The sequence below is a fragment of the Spirillospora sp. NBC_01491 genome (assembly GCF_036227065.1).
Taxonomy (GTDB): Bacteria; Actinomycetota; Actinomycetes; order Streptosporangiales; family Streptosporangiaceae; genus Spirillospora; species Spirillospora xylanilytica.
The window spans coordinates 7,651,580-7,668,436 of sequence record NZ_CP109432.1 but is presented as its reverse complement, the minus strand read 5'-3'; the positions used below and the strand labels follow the sequence as shown (position 1 = coordinate 7,668,436).

Below are 16,857 nucleotides of genomic sequence, written 5' to 3'. Positions count from 1 at the left end.
GTGGCACGATGTGGCCAAATGCCCCACCCGGGGTAGAACTGTCCCACCATTTGGTGGCAGAAATGTCGCCATGCCCGCCGAGAACACCGCGACGCCCGGCGACCACGCCGCGCGCACGCCGCGCGTCCCCCCGCTTCCCGAGGCCGAGTGGGACGACACGCTGAGGGCGGTGGTCGCCTCCACCGGGCCGCTCAACCTCTTCACCACCCTCGGCCGCCACCCCGACCTGTTCCGGTCCTGGATCGGCTTCGGGTCGACGCTGCTGATGAGGGGCACGCTGAGCGGGCGGGCCCGCGAGCTGGCGATCCTGCGCACCGCGCACCACCGGTCCTGCGACTACGAGTGGAGCCACCACCACGGGCTCGGGCTGGCCGCGGGCCTCACCGAGGCCGAGATCGCCGCGCTGCGGACCGGCCTGGACGGGCACCCCTGGGACGCGGTGGACCGCGCGGTCCTGGCCGCCGCCGACGAGCTGCACACGCGCGGCACCCTCGGCGACGCCGCCTGGGCGGACCTGGCCGGGCACTTCGGCGAGCGGGAGCTGATCGAGCTGGTGATGCTGATCGGCCACTACCACATGGTCGCCTTCACGCTGAACGCCCTGCGCGTGCAGCCCGAAGCGGAGGAGGGCTGATGGCCCGCGCCGGACGCCGGGCATCGGCGATGCGGAACCTGACGGCCGCCGCGGTGCTGGCCGTCCTGCCGCTGACCGCCCTGGCGACGCCCACGGGGGCCGCGCCCGTCCAGGACACGTCCGCGCGGGGCCTCACGGCCGTCCAGGCCCTCACGGGCGGCCGGGCCCCCTCCCCCGAGCGCTGCGGCGAGCCCGCGCAGCGACCGTGGTGCAGGACCGCGCTGAGCCCCGACCAGCGGACGGCGCTGCTCATGGCCGCGCTGACCGACGACGAGAAGATCTCGCTCCTGGCCGCCGACGACCCGCTGGGCGGCCCGCTCGGCGGCTTCTTCGAGACCGCCCACGCCGACACCGGCAACGGGATCCCGCGCCTCGGCGTCCCGCCGCTCTTCATGGCCGACGGCCCCGCCGGCGTCCGCCAGGGCAAGGCCACCGCGCTGCCCGCACCGATCGCGCTGGCCGCCGGGTTCGACGACGACGCCGCGCGCCGCTACGGCGGGACGGTCGGCTGGGAGGCCAGGCACCGCGGCAACGACGTGGTCTTCGGCCCGACCGTGGACGTGCTGCGCACCCCGCGCGCCGGCCGGACGTTCGAGGGCTTCGGCGAGGACCCCTACCTGTCGGCGGGCCTCGGCGCGTCCTGGATCGGCGGCGCGCAGGCGCAGGGCGTGATGGCCTCGGTGAAGCACCTGGCCGTCTACACCCAGGAGACCGACCGGATGGCGCTCGACATGCGGGTCGACGAGCGCACCCTCCGCGAGATCTACCTCCCGCCGTTCGAGGCCGCCGTCAAGAGCGGCAGAGCGGCCACCGTGATGTGCGGGTTCGGCAGGCTGAACGGGCGCTGGGCCTGCCAGGACGGCACCGTCCTGGACCGGATCCTGCGCCGGGAGTGGGGCTTCACCGGCTTCGTCCCGTCCGACCACACGGCCGCGCAGGACCCCGCCGAGGCGGCCAACGGCGGGCTCGACATGGAGCTGCCGATCGGGATGAAGTACAACGCGTTCCTGCTCAAGCTGGCGGTCGCGCAGAAGAAGGTGACGCGCGCGACGATCGAGGGGCACGTCCGCAACGTGCTGCGGACGATGTTCGCGTTCGGGGTGTTCGACCGTCCCGAGTACCCGAACGACCTCACCCGGATCGACCGCACCGCGAGCGAGACCGCCGCCCGGGAGCTCGCCGAGGGCGGCATCACGCTGCTGAAGAACGACGGCGGCGCGCTGCCGCTGAAGGCGCCGAAGTCGATCGCGCTGATCGGCCGGGCCGCGCAGGCGAACCCGACCGGGACGGGGTCGGCCAAGGTCGAGCCGTTCAGCGCGGTCACGCCCCGCGACGGCATCACCCGCCGGGCCGGGGCCGGGACGACGATCACCCACACCGACGGCGGCGACCGGGGCGCGGCGGTCGCGGCGGCCCGCAAGGCCGAGGTCGCGATCGTCTTCGCCACCGACGCCCAGGGCGAGTTCTTCGACAAGTCGTGCCTGACACTCCAGTGCGGCGACCCGCTCCGCGGCGACCAGGACGCGCTGATCTCCGAGGTCGCCGGCGCCAACCCCGACACGATCGTGGTGCTGGAGACGGGCGGGCCGGTGCTGACCCCGTGGGCCGGGCGCGTCCGCGCGATCGTCGAGGCGTGGTACCCGGGCCAGCAGGCCGGGAACGCCCTCGCCCGCGTGCTGTACGGGGACGTGGACCCGGGCGGCAGGCTCCCGGTGACCTTCCCCGCCGCCGAGAACGACGCGCCCGCCGCCGGGAACCCGGCGCAGTACCCGGGCGTCGGCAAGACGGTGACGTTCTCCGAGGGCCCGCTGGTCGGCTACCGGCACTACGACGCCAAGGGCATCGCGCCGCGCTTCCCGTTCGGGCACGGGCTGTCCTACACGCGGTTCGGATACAGCAACCTGTCCGTACGGTCCGGAAGCGTGGAGGTCACGGTCACCAACACCGGCGCGCGGACGGGCGTCGCGGTCCCGCAGCTCTACCTCGGGCTGCCGTCACCGGGAGCCGGTGTGCCGCAGCCGCCCAAACAGCTCAAGGGACACGCCAAGGTCACCCTGGCACCAGGGCGGAGCAGCCGGATCACCTTCCCGCTGACGGCGCGCTCCCTGGCCTACTGGGACACCGGCGCGGACGCCTGGAAGGTCGCCCCGGGCTGCTACAAGATCATGGTCGGCGGCTCCTCCCGCGAGATCGCGAAGACCGGCACCCTCTCGCGCGGGGGCGCCCCCTGCGGCTAAGATCGGTGGTTCCGCTGCCGATCAGCGCTAGTACACGGTACAAATGAGGCAATCTTCGTCCGTCCCCCGCCGAGTCGGAGCCCCCAGTGCCGCACGATCCCTCCCGCGGGAGGACGACCCCCCGTCCACCGCACTCCGCGCCGTCCCGTACCGGCACGGCCCGTCCCGGCACCGCCCGGACGGGCCCGGCCCACGCGGCGCCCGCCCGCGCCGGGCGGCGTCCCGAACAGCCGCTCGGCCCCGAACGGCCGCTCGGCCCCGACGACCCGCACCACGTGGGCGACTACTCCCTGCTCGGACGGCTCGGCGACGGCACCCGCGACTCGGTGTACCTCGGCCGCGCCCAGGACGGCGAGCTGGTGACCGTCAAGCTCCTGCCCGACGGCACCGAGGGCCCCCGCGCCCGCACCGGACTGGCCCGGGAGGCCGACGCCGCCCTCCAGGTCGCCGGCCGCAACACCGCCCGCGTCCTGGACGCCGACATGACCGGCGACCACCCCTACATCGTCAGCGAGTACGTCGAGGGCCCCTCCCTCCACGACACCGTGGACGACCACGGCCCCCTCGGCGGGCCGCAGATGCGCAAGGTCGCGCTCCGCACCGCCGGGGCGCTCGCCGCGATCCACCGGGCCGGCATCGTCCACCGCGCCTTCAACCCCGGCAGCGTGCTGCTGGCCCCCGACGGCGCCAAGGTCGTCGACTTCGGCGCCGCGGGCACCACCCACGCCGCCCCGACCGGCCCGCCCGCCTACATGGCGCCCGAGCAGATCGAGGACGAACCCGTCGGGCCGCCCGCCGACGTCTTCGCCTGGGGCGCCACGATGGTGTTCGCCGCCACCGGCCACCCGCCCTTCGGCACCGGATCGGCCACCGCCGTCATGCGCCGGGTCACCTCACGCCGCCCCGACCTCGGCGACATGGAGGGCCCCCTGCGCGACCTGACCGCCCGCTGCCTCGACAAGAACCCCGCCGCGCGCCCCACGGCCCGCCAGCTCGTCCGGGCCCTCCGCGAAGGCCACGGCCCCGCCCCCCAGCCCCGCCCCACCCGCATCCCCGGTTACCGCTGGCGAATGATGCTCGCCCTGGTAGGCGTCGTCGCCCTGGGCTTCGCCCTCGGCGTCCTCATCTGACTCACCAGCACTCACCTGGGGACGCATTCGCTCACCAGTGCGGCGGTCTCTCGTTGATCAACCGGGCGTCGTCGTCCTCGCCGCCTCGCCACTCGCCCCAGCCGGAGTCGGTGTCGTCGGAGGTCTGGTCCGGGAGGATCTCCAGGTCATCGCCGAGATCCACCGGCCGGTCGTCGTCGGGTCCCACGCTCATGAGTCCATTGTCGGCCATGGCGGCGGCGCCCCGGCCATCCAGGGGCCGGGCGCGCGGGACGGGGTCAGGCGGCGGCGAGGCGGCGGGCGAACTCGGCCGCGGCGGCGGCCGGGTCGTCCGCCTCGGTGATCGCGCGGACGACCACGACGCGGCGGGCGCCCGCCGCGAGGACGCGGTCGAGGTTGCCGAGGTCGATGCCGCCGATGGCGAACCAGGGGCGCAGCTCGCGGTGGGCGGCCACGTGCTCCAGCAGCCCGGGGCCGGGGGCGGCGCGGCCCGGCTTGGTCGGGGTCGGCCACACCGGGCCCACGCAGAAGTAGTCGGCGCCCGGCTCGGCCTCGGCGGCGTCCGCCTGCTCGGCGGAATGGGTGGAGCGGCCGATCAGCACGTCCTCGCCCACGATGGCGCGGGCGTCCTGGACCGGCAGGTCGTCCTGGCCCAGGTGCAGGACGTCGGCCTGCACGACGTGCGCGATGTCGGCCCGGTCGTTCACGGCCAGCAGCGCACCGTGCCGCGCGCACGCCTCGCGGAAGACCTCCAGGTACTCCATCTCCTGCCGCGCCTCCAGGCCCTTCTGCCGGAGCTGGACGAGGTCGACCCCGCCCGACAGGGCCGCGTCCAGGAAGGCGGGCAGGTCGCCCTGCCGCTCCCGGGCGTCGGTGCAGAGGTAGAGGCGGGCTCGGCTGAGCCGGGCGCGGAGCGCGACGGCGCGATCGGAGACCAGGTGCCTGGACACGATGGGGACCGGTTCCTTTCCAGGGCAAGCACGGAAAAGCGGGGCCACACGGCGGGACGAGCCCGTCGCGCGTGACCCCGCGATCCTGTCACGTGCGCTTTCGGTGCGGTGCCGGCGGGTCCGGCGTCAGAAGGCCATGGCCTGGGCGCGGCGGCGGACCTCGGTGCCCCGATTCTCGGCGAGCGCCTCGACCGGGGTGCCCGGGAGGGTGTCGTCGGCGGTGAACAGCCAGCGCACCGTCTCGCCCTCGTCGAAGCCGGCGTCCGACAGCAGCGTCAGCGTGCCGGACAGCCCCTTGATCACCTGCCCGTCCTTGATGAACGCGGCGGGCACCATCGGGTTCCCATCCCGGCGGATCGCGAGGAGCTTGCGCTCGCTGATGAGCTGCTTGGTCCTGTTGGGCGTGGTCTCGAGGCGCCTCGCGGCCTCCTCCAGAGCGAGCCATTCGCCGGCCATGGCGTCGGTGCGGGGGTCGAGGGCGCTGTCCACGGTTGCGTGCGTCGTCACGCCCCCTTGCTACCACGCCGCCGGAGCACTCAAACCATCACGGCCGCACCGCCTGGCGCACCGGTACCTCCGGATCGGCGAGCAGCACGGGGTCGATCGGGGTCCCCGCGGCGATCACGCGCCTGGCCTGCACGAGGTCACGGGGACGATCAACGGTGAGGACGGCGTCGAGCCGGTCGCCGGTGATCCACGCGACCGCCCACCTCGGGCCCGCCGGGTCGCCGCGCCGCACGAGCCGCTCGGATCCGGCGTGGTTCCCGGCGTACTGCACCATGCGGCCGAACTGCTCGGACCAGAAGTAGGGGGCGGTGTCGTAGGTGGCGTCCTGGCCGAGGAGGGTCGCGGCGGCCACCTCGGGGGCGTTCAGCGCGGCGTCCCAGTGCTCGACGAGCAGCCGCCGCCCGTACCGCCGCGACCACCAGGCGGCGCAGTCGCCGACCGCGACGACGTCGGGACGGACGGTGCCCGGCCCCTCGTCGGGGGTGCCGCCGCCGGACGCGGTGAACGTGCGGAAGGACGCGTCGGTGACGACGCCGCGTTCGATCAGCAGGCCGGAGCCCTCCAGCCAGCCGAGGTCCGGCCGGACGCCGACGCCGACCACGACCTCGTCGGCGTCGATCCGGCCGCCGCCCGCGAGCGCGAGGCCGCCGCCGTCGACCGCGGCGACCTTGACCCCGGTCCGCAGCTCGACCCCCGCCTCGGCGTACCAGGGGGCGGTGAGCGCGCCCACCTCCGGGCCGATCGCGTTGGCCAGCGGGGTGTCGGCGGCCTCGGCCACGATCACCGAGCAGCCCCGGCGGGCGGCGGCGGTGGCGACCTCGGCGCCGATCCAGCCGGCCCCGACGATCACGATCCGGGCGCCGGGGACAAGGCGTTCGCGCAGGTCGCGGGCGTCCTCGATGGTCCGCAGCACGTGCTGGCGGCCCTCGCCCGGCAGCGTGACCGGGACGGCGCCGGTCGCGATGACCAGCCCGTCGAACGGCAGGTCGCCGGCGGTGGTCGCGACCGTCCCGCCCGCGCCCGGGGCGTCCAGCCGGAGCGCGGTGGCGCGCTCGCCGAGCAGCAGGTCGCCGCCGGACGCCGACCAGCCGGTGTCGATCGTGGTGTCGTCGCGGTCGCCCGCCAGCACCGCCTTCGACAGCGGCGGCCGGTCGTAGGGACGGTGCGGTTCGGCCGCGACGAGGGTCAGCCCGCCCTCGTGGCCCTTGCTCCGCAGAGCCTCCGCGGCGCGCACGCCGGCCAGCCCGCCGCCCACAATGATCACCCTGTCCATGACGGTCACCCTAACCGGCCCGGCCGGAGCGTAACCAGACGGGTGTCCAGACAACTGGCCACGCCGCGGCGGCCGTAGGGTGGAGTCCGACAAAGCGCGGGAGTCCGGCACGACCGGGCTGAGAGGGCGGCTACCGGCCGTCCCGCCGGAGGGCGGGGCGCCACACGGGCCGCCGACCGCAGGACCTGATCCGGATCATGCCGGCGAAGGGAGCGCGATGGACATCGTGATCATTGGTGCCGGGGTCATCGGCCTGGCCACGGCGTGGCGGGCCGCCGCCCGGGGGGCCGGCGTGACGCTGGTCGACCCGGCCCCGGCGAGCGGGGCCTCCTCGGTCGCGGCAGGGATGCTCACCCCGGTCAGCGAGCTGACCTACGGCGAGGAGCCGCTGCTCCGCCTCGGCCTGGCCTCCCGCGACCGCTACGCCGCGTTCGCGGCCGAACTGGAGGAGGCGAGCGGCCTCGGCACCGGCTACCGCGCCGACGGCATCCTCGAGGTCGCCTTCGACGCCGACGACCTCAAGCACCTGGACGAGCTGCGCCGGTTCCAGGAGTCGCTCGGCATCCCCGCCGAGGCGCTCACCGGCCGCGAGTGCCGCCGGGCCGAGCCGATGCTGGCCCCGGGGGTGCGCGGCGGGCTGCTCGCCCCCGCGGACGGCTCGATCGACCCGCGCCGGCTGGCCCCGGCGCTGCTGGCCGCCGGCGAGCGGCTGGGGGTGCGGCCGGTCCGCCGCCGCGCCGCCTCGGTGATCGTCGAGGGCGACGCCGCCACCGGCGTGCGCCTGGACGACGGTACCGAGCTGCGCGCCGACCGGGTGCTGCTGGCGGCCGGGCCGTGGTCGGGCGACATCGGGGGGCTGCCGCCCGGGGTCGTCCCACCGGTCCGCCCGGTCAAGGGCCAGGTCATCCGGCTCCGCACCGCGGTCCCGTTCCTGCGCCGCGCCACCCGCGGGCTGGTGCGGGGCTCGTCCGTCTACCTGGTGCCGCGCACGGACGGCGAGATCGTGATCGGCGCGACCCAGGAGGAGCTGGGCTTCGACACCCGGGTCACCGCCGGCGGGCTCTGGGAGCTGCTGCGCGACGCCCGCGAGCTGCTGCCCGGCGTCACCGAGCTGGAGTTCGCCGAGGTCTCCGCCGGGCTGCGGCCCGGCTCGCCCGACAACGCGCCACTGCTCGGGCCGACCGCGCTTCCCGGCCTCCATCTCGGCACCGGGCACTTCCGCAACGGGATCCTGCTGACCCCGGTCAGCGCCGACCTGCTGGCCGAGATGCTCGTGGACGGGACCGTCCCGGAGCTGGCCCGGCCGTTCGCCCCCGGCCGGTTCGACGGCGCGGGCGCGAGGAGCGGGGCATGAGGATCATGGTCAACGGCGAGCCGCGCGAGCTGCCCGCGGGCAGCAGCGTGGCCGAGGCGGTCGCGGCCGTCACCGGCGCCGCTCAGCCCGGGGCCGGTATCGCCGCGGCGCTCAACGACGAGGTCGTGCGGCGCTCGGCATGGGACGCGACGACGCTGAACGAGGCGGATCGGCTCGAAGTGCTGACCGCCGTGCAGGGAGGATGAGCGTGGACAGCGTGAACGACACCGCGAACCAGGCGGACACGGCGGACGGCGGACGGCTGGTCATCGCGGGCGAGGAGCTCGGCTCACGGCTGATCATGGGGACCGGGGGCGCGCCGAGCATGGCGGTGCTGCGCGAGGCGCTGATCGCGTCCGGGACCGGGCTCACCACGGTCGCGATGCGCCGCGTCGACCCGTCCGCGCGCGGCTCGGTGCTCGACGTGCTGCGCGAGTGCGGCATCCGGGTGCTGCCCAACACCGCGGGGTGCTTCACCGCCGGGGAGGCCGTGCTGACCGCCAAGCTCGCCCGCGAGGCGCTCGGCACCTCCTGGGTCAAGCTGGAGGTGATCGCCGACGAGCGCACCCTGCTGCCCGACCCGATCGAGCTGGTGGAGGCGGCCGAGCAGCTCGTCGGCGACGGCTTCACGGTGCTGCCCTACACCAGCGACGACCCGGTGCTGGCCCGCCGGCTGGAGCAGATCGGCTGCGCCGCGGTGATGCCGCTCGGGTCCCCGATCGGCTCCGGGCTCGGCATCCGCAACCCGCACAACATCGAGCTGATCGTGGAGGGCGCCGGGGTGCCGGTCATCCTGGACGCCGGTCTCGGCACCGCCAGCGACGCCGCCCTGGCGATGGAGCTGGGCTGCGACGCGGTGCTGCTGGCGACGGCGGTCACCCGCGCCCAGTCCCCCGCCCGGATGGCCGCCGCCATGCGGCACGCCGTCGAGGGCGGACGGCTGGCCCGGCTCGCCGGGCGCATCCCGATGCGCCGCTACGCCCAGGCGTCGTCGCCGTTCGAGGGGATCGGCACAGGGGGCTGACCGTCCACCCGACAGTGAAGCAGAACTAAAGTTTCCACTGAAGAAGTACTCGCTGGACCTGAACGGTGGGCGGCGGCACACTGAACCGCACGCCCACCACCGCACGCCCTCGCCGCCGCGGTGCTCGCTTCGACCTTCATCGAAATGACCCCGTCCTAAGGTGCGTGACCATGAAGCCGATCAAGGCCGGGAGTCCGGTCGCGGAGGGGCCCGCCGCCGGGTCCCGCACCGCCGCACCCCACCTGGACGAACCCGGTGCGGGCAGGCCGGGGCTGGACCGGCGGGCCGTCGCCGCGGCGGCGGTGACCGTGGTGCTGTGGGCGTCGGCGTTCGTGTCGATCCGCAGCGCCGGGGCCGAGTTCGGGCCGGGCCCGCTCGCCCTCGGGCGGCTGCTGGCGGGCACGGCCGTCCTCGGCCTCATCTGCGCGGTGCGCCGCGAGGGCCTGCCGCCGCGCGCCGCGTGGCCGGGCATCCTGGTGTCGGGCCTGGTCTGGTTCGGCGTCTACATGGTCGTGCTGAACTGGGGCGAGCAGCAGGTGGACGCGGGCACCGCCGCCATGGTCGTCAACATCGGCCCCCTGCTGGTCGCGCTGCTCGGCGGGTGGCTCCTGCGCGAGGGCTTCCCGCGCCGCCTGCTCGCCGGGATGGCGGTGTCGTTCGGCGGCGCGGTGGTGGTCGGCCTGTCGATGTCCGGGTCGGGCAGCTCGTCGATCATGGGCGTGCTGCTGTGCGTGGCCGCCGCCGTGTCCTACGCGACCGGGGTGGTCGCGCAGAAGCCCGCGCTGCGGCACGCCTCGGCGCTCCAGGTCACCACGTTCGGCTGCGCGGTCGGCGCCGTCGCCTGCCTCCCGTTCTCCGGACGGCTGGTGACCGAGCTCGCGGACGCCCCGGCGGGCGCAACGCTCAACATGGTCTACCTGGGCGTCTTCCCGACCGCGCTGGCGTTCACCACCTGGGCGTACGCGCTGGCGCGCACCTCGGCCGGACGGATGGGCGCCACCACCTACGCCGTCCCGGCCCTGGTGGTGCTGATGTCGTGGGCGGCGCTCGGCGAGATCCCCGGCACGGTCACGCTCGCGGGCGGCCTGCTCTGCCTGGCCGGAGTCGCGGTCTCCCGCGGCTCCCGCCGCCGCGCCGCCGCGCCGGAGCCCGTCCCGCACGTGGAGACCGTCCCTTCCCCGGACCCCGGCGCCGCCCGGCGGAGCGGCACGCCCTCGGGGACCGCCCCGGCCCCGGGGAGAACGGGAACGGTCCGGTGACACTCGGGAGTCGCCAGGTCACGCGCGCGGTACCGGAAATACCGAGACTCGCCGATGCTCATACTCCCGGCTGATGAGATCCGGTTGGATTCACCTTTAAACTCGCTCTGATGGACACGACGGTTGCTGATCCACTCGTCGGGCGGGTGCTCGACGGGCGCTACCGCATTGAGTCCCGGATCGCCCGCGGCGGCATGGCCACCGTGTACGTGGCCCGCGACATCAGGCTCGACCGGGTCGTCGCCATCAAGGTGATGCATCCGGGGCTCGCCTCCGACGACGACTTCGTCGCCCGCTTCATCGGCGAGGCCAAGGCCGCGGCGGCGCTCTCCCATCCCAACGTGGTCGCGGTCTACGACCAGCGCACCGACGGCGAGCACGTCTTCCTGGTGATGGAGTACGTCCCGGGCCGCACGCTGCGCGACCTGCTCGCCGAGCGGGGCCGGCTCGGCCCGCGCGCCGCGCTGGAGGTCATGCAGCCGGTACTGGCCGCGCTCGGCGCCGCCCACCGCGGCGGCCTGGTGCACCGCGACGTCAAGCCGGAGAACGTGCTGATCACCCGGGACGGCCAGGTCAAGGTGGCCGACTTCGGGCTGGCGCGGGCCGAGTCGGCGAGCAAGATGACCAAGACCGGGCTGATCATCGGCACCGTCGGCTACCTGTCGCCCGAGCAGGTGACCTCGGGCAACGCCGACGTGCGGTCCGACGTCTACGCGGCCGGGGTGCTGCTCTTCGAGCTGCTCACCGGCTACCTGCCGCACCGGGGCGAGAGCCCCCTGTCGGTGGCCTTCAAGCACGTCAACGAGGTCGTCCCGGCGCCGTCCACGGCCGTCCCGGGGCTGCCGCCGCAGGTCGACGCGCTGGTCACCCGCGCGACGGCGAAGGACCCCGCGCACCGTCCCCAGGACGCCAACCAGTTCCTCGCCGAGGTGGCCGAGGTGCACGGCGGGCTGGCGCCCGACCTCGACCAGCGCCTCGAGGAGGCGTCCCACAACGCGACCGCGGTGCTGGAGGCCCCGGCCCCGACCCTGGCCGGCGGCGGGGCCCGCACCGCGGTGTTCGACCCGTCGGCCGCGTACGCCCCGTCGGCCGCGTACGGCCCGCCGGGCGGGACCGCGCCGCCACCGCCGCGCGGCACCGGCGACCGGATGCTCGGCGCGGCCACCGGCAAGTACGTGCTCATCGCCATCGGCGCGATCGCGGCGGTCATCCTCGGCTGGGCGATCTGGTACCAGACCTCCGGCCAGTACGACCACGTCCCCGAGCAGATCGTCGGGATGCGGCTGGCCGACGCCCGCGAGCAGCTCGAGGGCGGCGGCCTCGAGGTGCGGGTCGCCGGCAAGGTCTTCAGCGACCGGGTCCGCAAGGGCGAGGTCGTCAAGTCCGATCCCCCGGCCGGGGCGCGGGTCGCCAAGGGGCAGACCGTCACGCTGACCCCGTCCAAGGGCCGCGCCCCGAAGGACGTGCCCGACGTCGGCGGCAAGTCGGCCGACGACGCCAGGCGGGCCCTCGAGAAGGAGGGCTTCACCGTCGGCCGCACCAGCACCGCGGCCTCGCAGACCGTCGGCAAGGACCTGGTCGTCCGCACCGATCCCCCGGCCGGCGAGCAGCAGTCGCCCGACGAGCCGGTCGACCTGGTGGTCAGCACCGGCATGTCGATGCCCGGCCTGATCGACACCAACGGCGACGAGGCGGCCAACCGGCTGCGCTCGATGGGCCTGGACGTCAAGGTCGACAAACGCGACGGCGGCGGCAAGCCGCCCAACGTGGTGCTGAGCCAGGACCCGCAGCCGGGCACGGGGGTGTCCCGCGGCGACAAGGTCACCCTGGTGGTCAGCAAGCGCAACTGCGCCTTCGACGCGGGCCCGATCCAGCTCGGCTGCGACGACGACGGCGGGGGCGCCGCCGCCGTGCCGGTGCCCAACACGGTCGGGCAGAAGGTCCAGGAGGCCCGCAAGGCGCTGGAGAGCTCCGGCTTCCAGGTCAACGTCACCGGGTTCGGCGGCAACACCGTGCGGTTGCAGACGCCGGGGGGCGGCGAGGCCCCGCGCGGCTCCACCGTCACCCTCGTCCGGGGCCCCTGACCTGTCCGATCCTGTCGGGGCGGGCGGCTAGGCTGTGCCGACTATGACCTCAACGCACAGCCCCGTGGGGGGCCACGTCCCGGTGGCCGGGGGCATCGCCACGGGCGGCCTGAAGTACGCCGCCGAGATCGGCGCCGAGACGATCCAGGTGTTCGTGTCCAACCCGCGCGGCTGGGCCCTGCCCGAGGGCAAGCCCGCCGAGGACGCCAGGCTCCGCGAGCGCGACGACGTCCCCGTCTACGTGCACGCCCCGTACCTGGTCAACTTCGGCTCGCCCAGCGAGGAGACCCTCGCCAAGTCGCTGCGGACCGTCCGGCACTCGCTGCTGCGCGGCCACGCCATCGGCGCCCGCGGCGTCGTCGTGCACACCGGGTCGGCGGTCAGCCAGACCTACGACGAGGCCATGGCGCAGGTGCACGAGCACGTGCTGCCGCTCCTGGAGGAGATCCCGGACGACGGGCCCGACCTGCTGCTGGAGCCGATGGCCGGGCAGGGCGCCATGCTGTGCGCCAAGGTGCAGGACCTCGGCCCGTTCTTCGAACGGCTGGAGCACCACCCCAAGCTCGGGGTGTGCTTCGACACCTGCCACGCCTTCGCCGCCGGGCACGACCTGGCCGCGCCGGACGGCGTCCAGGAGACCATGGACGCGCTCACCGCCACCGTCGGCGAGGGGCGGCTCAAGCTGATCCACGCCAACGACTCCAAGGACGCCTGCGGCTCGGCCAAGGACCGGCACGAGAACATCGGCGCCGGGCAGATCGGCGAGAAGCCGTTCGCCGCGCTGTTCCGGCACCCCGCGGTGGCGGGCGTGCCGTTCGTGATCGAGACGCCCGGACGGAGCGCCGAGCCGCACCGCGCCGACATCGACGCCCTCAAGCGCCTCCGCGACGGCTGAGGCCCGGGGCCGGGCTCTCCCACCCCCAGGCCCGGGGCCTCTCGTACGCCCGCCGCGGCCCGTCCCTCTCGGACGGGCCGCGGCGGTGTCATGCGTAAAAAAGAGCTCGGACGCTGCTGGACAACCCCCCGACTGTCCAGCAGCGCCCGAGCTGCTGGTCGCCGGATCCCACCCCCCCGGTACGGGATCCGGCGACTTACGACCCGGCGGACGACTCGCGTGCGCCGGATCTCCAGATGTGCTCTTGTCGGGGTCTTCGCGCCGGCGGGCGTCGATCCGCCCTGCCGCCGCCCGCTCCCCCGAAGCGGTGGTGCGTGTGGTGCCACTGAGAACACTAGAGGTCATGCCACCGCCTCCGGGGGGTGGAAACGCCACCCTCGACCAACGGTGCGTAGTCAGCGCTGTACGTTGCGTAGTCGTACGGTGAGCGGTCGGTCCGGCGGGACGAGCGGTCGCCGGCCCGCCACGGGAACGGTCCACAGACTCCGGCCCCGGCCGCGTACGGTCCGTCATCGGGTCACCACGTCCTCGGGAAGGTGCAGCCGCGCCATCGCGCGGTCGGCGCGGCGCGGGATCCGCCGCCGCGTCAGCAGCGACACCGCGACCATCACCGCGAACGACAGCGGCGCGACGACCATCGCCGGCTGCGCCAGCACCATCGCCGGCCAGCCGTGCAGGGTCCGGCCGAGCAGCCGCGCCAGGCCCGCCACGACGGCCAGGCCGCCGCCCAGGACCAGCCCGGCCCCGGCCCCGGCCGGGGTCAGGCCGCGCCACCAGATGCCCAGCACCAGCAGCGGGCACAGCGAGCACGCCGAGATGCCCAGCGCCAGCGCGACCAGCGCGCCCGCGCTCTCCTGGCCGACCCGGGAGACCATGGTCAGCGGGACCGCGAGCGCGAACACCACCCCCAGGCGGAAGGCGGTGATGCCGCCGCGCCCGTTCAGGCACTGCGAGGCGGTGCCGGCGATCGCCACCACCAGCCCGCAGGAGGTGGAGATGAACGCGGCGAACGCGCCCGCTGCGATCAGCCCGGTCAGCATCGCGCCCACGGCGCCCGGCGCGAGGCGCTGCGGCAGCATGAGGATCGTCGCATCGGTGTCGCCGGTCATGAGCAGCTCGGGCGTGTAGAGGCGGCCGAGCGCCCCGTACAGGATCGGGAACACGTAGAACAGCGACAGCAGCGCCGGCACCATCGCGGCGGTCCGGCGCGCGGCCCGTCCGCAGGAGTTGGTGTAGAAGCGCATCAGGATGTGGGGCAGCCCCATGGTCCCGAGGAGGACGGCCAGCAGCGCCGAGTACGTCGCATACAGCCCGTGGTCCTCGCCGCGTCCGAACGGCATGGCCCAGGTGTCGCCGTCCTGCGCGGGCAGCCGTTCGACGTGCGGCACCGTCGCGCCCGCGGGGAAGGCGAGCTCGGTGCCCGCGCTCAGCGAGTGCCGGCCCGGGTCCAGCGCCACCCGGTCGCCGTCGTAGGCCGCGCCGTCCACCACGCCCCGCGCCGCCACCAGGACGGCCGCGGGCATCCGCACCGCCACCCCGGTCTCGACCCGGACGGTGGTGGCGCGGCCGAATCCGGGCAGCCGGTCGCCGGTCGGGTCGGCGGCGCCGTCCAGGTGCCACAGCGACAGCAGCGCCACCGCGGGCACCGCCATCGCGACCAGCTTCACCCAGAACTGCACGGCCTGGACCGCGGTGACGTTGCGCATGCCGCCCGACGTCACCAGGGCGGCGGACACGCCGACCACCAGCGCCCAGCCGATCCAGACCGGCGCGCCGGTCAGCACCCGCAGCGTGATGCCCGCGCCCCGGAACTGCGGCAGCAGGTAGAACCAGCCGATGAAGCAGACGCACGCGGTGACGATCCAGCGCACCGCGCGCGAGCCGAGCCGCCATTCGGCGAAGTCGGAGATGGTGTAGGCGCCCGAGCGGCGCAGCGGCGCGGTGACCAGGGCGAGCAGCAGGACGTACCCGGCGGTCGCGCCGATCGGCAGCCACAGCATGTCCGCGCCGTAGGCCAGCACCAGCCCGGCGCTGCCGAGGAACGCGGCGGCCGAGATGTACTCGCCGCCGATCGCCGTGGCGTTCCACAGCGGGGTGACGCCGCGGGAGGCCACCAGGAAGTCGGAGGTGGTCTGGGTGGTGCGCCGCCCGTACGAGCCGAGGACGGTCATCATGCCGAGCACGGCGACCAGCGCGATGAGCGAGGCCGCCACCGCCATCACGATCACGGCCGGCCGACCAGCCGGACGAAGTCCCGTTCGATCCGCTCGGCCCGCCGGACGTGCCGGGCCCCGGTGAGCACCCAGACCGGCTGGATGCCGAGCGCCAGCACGAGCCAGGACACCGGCACACCGTGCAGCCGGGCCCGGCAGAGCGCGGGCGTCACGTCCAGCAGCAGCGGCAGCCCCGCGACCACGCCGGCGACGATCGCGACGGTGGCCGCGGCGGCGCGGAGCTGCGCGCGGACGAGCGCCCGCGCGAACAGGGCGCCGAGCTCGGTCTGCTCGTCCAGGTCGTCGGCGATGCTCCAGCCGTCGCCGGGCGGCGGGACGGTCCCGGAGGCCACCGACCGCGCCCGGTGGGTGCGCACGCTCGACACCGCGACCCGCCGGTCCTCATTCACCGTGCTCCCCGGGCCGCCGCCCCCCGTCGCGCTCACGCTCACGGCCGGGCTCGCGCTCACGGTCGGGCTCGCGGTCGCGGTCGCCGTCCGTGTGCTCGCCGGTGCCGGGGCCCGTGCCGCGGAGATGCTCGTCGCCGCCCTGGTCGTTGTGGCGGAACCGGCGGACGAGCAGGTCGCGCACCTCGCGCGTGTGGCGGCGGCTTACCGGGAGCAACTCGTCCCCGATCTGGACGGCGGCGCGGCCCCCGTCGAAGCGGAGCTCGGTGATGTGTGCGGACGCGACGAGCGTGCTGCGGTGGATCCGGATGAACCCGGCCTCCTCCCAGCGCCGGGCGAGCGCGGCCAGCGGCATCCGGACCAGGTAGCTGCCCTCGGCCGTGTGCAACCGCACGTAGTCGCCCTGGGCCTCCACGTGCGAGACCGCCCGGCGCGACACCAGCCGGGTGCGTCCGCCCAGCTCGACCGGGATCGTCTCGTCCTCGGGCGGACGCTCCGGCGCCGCGCCGTCCCCCCCGTGGGCGGGCCGGTGCACCGCCTCGTCGACCCGCCGGACGGCTTCGGCGAGCCGCTCCCGGCGGACCGGCTTGAGCAGGTAGTCCAGCGCCCCGAGCTCGTACGCGGCGACGGCGCAGTCGTCGTGCGCGGTCACGAACACCACGTGCGGCGGCGCCGCGAACCCGGTCAGCAGCCGGGTGAAGTCCAGGCCGTCCAGGCCGGGCATGCGGATGTCGAGGAAGACCGCGTCGAGCCGCTCGCCCGCGACCAGCATCCGGGACAGGTCGCGCAGCGCCTCGGCGGCCTCCCGGGCGCCGGAGACCTGCCCGATCCGCGGATCCTCCCTGAGCAGGAAGGACAGCTCCTCGAGGGCGGGAAGTTCATCGTCGACGGCCAGCACGCGCAGCATACGA

Annotated in this window: 15 protein-coding genes and 1 pseudogene; 9 read left to right on the top strand and 7 right to left on the bottom strand. The window is 75.0% G+C overall.

Annotated features, from left to right (window positions below; all coding sequences use genetic code 11):
- Nucleotides 1–70: 70 nt before the first annotated feature.
- From OHA34_RS35655 to OHA34_RS35645, 3 genes are all read left to right on the top strand, one after another.
- Nucleotides 71–634 (top strand): carboxymuconolactone decarboxylase family protein, encoded by a 564-nt coding sequence (locus OHA34_RS35655; protein ID WP_285936901.1) that lies wholly within the window; start codon nucleotides 71–73, stop codon nucleotides 632–634.
- On the top strand, nucleotides 634–2,871 hold the full coding sequence (locus OHA34_RS35650; RefSeq protein WP_285936902.1) for a beta-glucosidase family protein: 2,238 nt from the start codon (nucleotides 634–636) through the stop codon (nucleotides 2,869–2,871). The genes OHA34_RS35655 and OHA34_RS35650 overlap by 1 nt, the downstream gene beginning before the upstream one ends.
- A gap of 86 nt (nucleotides 2,872–2,957) precedes the next feature.
- Nucleotides 2,958–4,001: a serine/threonine-protein kinase gene (locus tag OHA34_RS35645; protein WP_285936903.1), complete on the top strand. Its 1,044-nt coding sequence runs from the start codon at nucleotides 2,958–2,960 to the stop codon at nucleotides 3,999–4,001.
- A gap of 31 nt (nucleotides 4,002–4,032) precedes the next feature.
- Here the strand turns inward: OHA34_RS35645 and OHA34_RS35640 are convergent, their stop codons facing one another.
- The 4 genes from OHA34_RS35640 to OHA34_RS35625 all read right to left on the bottom strand — a co-directional run bounded on the left by OHA34_RS35640 (nucleotide 4,033) and on the right by OHA34_RS35625 (nucleotide 6,710).
- Nucleotides 4,033–4,194, bottom strand: a complete 162-nt coding sequence (locus tag OHA34_RS35640) for a hypothetical protein (protein ID WP_285936904.1) — start codon at nucleotides 4,192–4,194, stop codon at nucleotides 4,033–4,035.
- A gap of 64 nt (nucleotides 4,195–4,258) precedes the next feature.
- Nucleotides 4,259–4,930, bottom strand: coding sequence for a thiamine phosphate synthase (gene thiE, locus OHA34_RS35635; RefSeq protein ID WP_285936905.1), 672 nt, complete (start codon nucleotides 4,928–4,930; stop codon nucleotides 4,259–4,261).
- Nucleotides 4,931–5,056: 126 nt separating this feature from the next.
- On the bottom strand, nucleotides 5,057–5,386 hold the full coding sequence (locus OHA34_RS35630) for an Rv2175c family DNA-binding protein (protein WP_285938554.1): 330 nt from the start codon (nucleotides 5,384–5,386) through the stop codon (nucleotides 5,057–5,059).
- 88 nt (nucleotides 5,387–5,474) lie between these two features.
- Nucleotides 5,475–6,710, bottom strand: coding sequence for an NAD(P)/FAD-dependent oxidoreductase (locus OHA34_RS35625; RefSeq protein ID WP_329520086.1), 1,236 nt, complete (start codon nucleotides 6,708–6,710; stop codon nucleotides 5,475–5,477).
- 217 nt (nucleotides 6,711–6,927) lie between these two features.
- Here OHA34_RS35625 and thiO point away from each other — a divergent pair, with 217 nt between their 5' ends.
- The 6 genes from thiO to OHA34_RS35595 all read left to right on the top strand — a co-directional run bounded on the left by thiO (nucleotide 6,928) and on the right by OHA34_RS35595 (nucleotide 13,326).
- Nucleotides 6,928–8,064 (top strand): glycine oxidase ThiO, encoded by a 1,137-nt coding sequence (gene thiO, locus OHA34_RS35620; protein WP_285936907.1) that lies wholly within the window; start codon nucleotides 6,928–6,930, stop codon nucleotides 8,062–8,064.
- Complete coding sequence (thiS, locus tag OHA34_RS35615; protein ID WP_285936908.1) at nucleotides 8,061–8,270, top strand: sulfur carrier protein ThiS; 210 nt, start codon at nucleotides 8,061–8,063, stop codon at nucleotides 8,268–8,270. Before thiO ends, thiS begins: the two co-directional genes overlap by 4 nt.
- A gap of 2 nt (nucleotides 8,271–8,272) precedes the next feature.
- Entirely contained in the window at nucleotides 8,273–9,088 is an 816-nt protein-coding gene (locus OHA34_RS35610) for a thiazole synthase (protein WP_285936909.1), read from the top strand.
- Between the two features lie 170 nt (nucleotides 9,089–9,258).
- Nucleotides 9,259–10,347 (top strand): DMT family transporter, encoded by a 1,089-nt coding sequence (locus tag OHA34_RS35605; protein ID WP_285936910.1) that lies wholly within the window; start codon nucleotides 9,259–9,261, stop codon nucleotides 10,345–10,347.
- Nucleotides 10,348–10,457: 110 nt separating this feature from the next.
- Nucleotides 10,458–12,431, top strand: a complete 1,974-nt coding sequence (pknB, locus tag OHA34_RS35600) for a Stk1 family PASTA domain-containing Ser/Thr kinase (RefSeq protein WP_329520085.1) — start codon at nucleotides 10,458–10,460, stop codon at nucleotides 12,429–12,431.
- Nucleotides 12,432–12,474: 43 nt separating this feature from the next.
- Complete coding sequence (locus OHA34_RS35595) at nucleotides 12,475–13,326, top strand: deoxyribonuclease IV (protein ID WP_285936912.1); 852 nt, start codon at nucleotides 12,475–12,477, stop codon at nucleotides 13,324–13,326.
- A gap of 509 nt (nucleotides 13,327–13,835) precedes the next feature.
- Here OHA34_RS35595 and OHA34_RS35590 read toward each other — a convergent pair.
- The 3 genes and pseudogenes from OHA34_RS35590 to OHA34_RS35580 form a co-directional block, all read right to left on the bottom strand.
- A complete protein-coding gene (locus OHA34_RS35590) occupies nucleotides 13,836–15,545 on the bottom strand; it encodes a cation acetate symporter (RefSeq protein WP_432763027.1) in 1,710 nt (569 codons plus the stop codon).
- 5 nt (nucleotides 15,546–15,550) lie between these two features.
- Nucleotides 15,551–15,949 carry a hypothetical protein gene (locus OHA34_RS35585; protein WP_285936914.1) on the bottom strand — a complete coding sequence of 133 codons (399 nt, stop codon included), beginning with the start codon at nucleotides 15,947–15,949 and terminating at the stop codon, nucleotides 15,551–15,553.
- Between the two features lie 151 nt (nucleotides 15,950–16,100).
- Nucleotides 16,101–16,853: pseudogene (locus OHA34_RS35580) on the bottom strand (LytR/AlgR family response regulator transcription factor); the annotation flags it as partial.
- Nucleotides 16,854–16,857: the final 4 nt, after the last annotated feature.

Coding starts and splice junctions, on each gene's coding strand:
- OHA34_RS35655 (WP_285936901.1), top strand. CDS start 71: ATGCCCGCCGAGAACACCGCGACGCCCGGCGACCACGCCGCGCGCACG.
- OHA34_RS35650 (WP_285936902.1), top strand. CDS start 634: ATGGCCCGCGCCGGACGCCGGGCATCGGCGATGCGGAACCTGACGGCC.
- OHA34_RS35640 (WP_285936904.1), bottom strand. CDS start 4,194: ATGAGCGTGGGACCCGACGACGACCGGCCGGTGGATCTCGGCGATGAC.
- OHA34_RS35630 (WP_285938554.1), bottom strand. CDS start 5,386: ATGGCCGGCGAATGGCTCGCTCTGGAGGAGGCCGCGAGGCGCCTCGAG.
- OHA34_RS35625 (WP_329520086.1), bottom strand. CDS start 6,710: ATGGACAGGGTGATCATTGTGGGCGGCGGGCTGGCCGGCGTGCGCGCC.
- thiO (WP_285936907.1), top strand. CDS start 6,928: ATGGACATCGTGATCATTGGTGCCGGGGTCATCGGCCTGGCCACGGCG.
- thiS (WP_285936908.1), top strand. CDS start 8,061: ATGAGGATCATGGTCAACGGCGAGCCGCGCGAGCTGCCCGCGGGCAGC.
- OHA34_RS35605 (WP_285936910.1), top strand. CDS start 9,259: ATGAAGCCGATCAAGGCCGGGAGTCCGGTCGCGGAGGGGCCCGCCGCC.
- pknB (WP_329520085.1), top strand. CDS start 10,458: ATGGACACGACGGTTGCTGATCCACTCGTCGGGCGGGTGCTCGACGGG.
- OHA34_RS35595 (WP_285936912.1), top strand. CDS start 12,475: ATGACCTCAACGCACAGCCCCGTGGGGGGCCACGTCCCGGTGGCCGGG.
- OHA34_RS35590 (WP_432763027.1), bottom strand. CDS start 15,545: ATGGCGGTGGCGGCCTCGCTCATCGCGCTGGTCGCCGTGCTCGGCATG.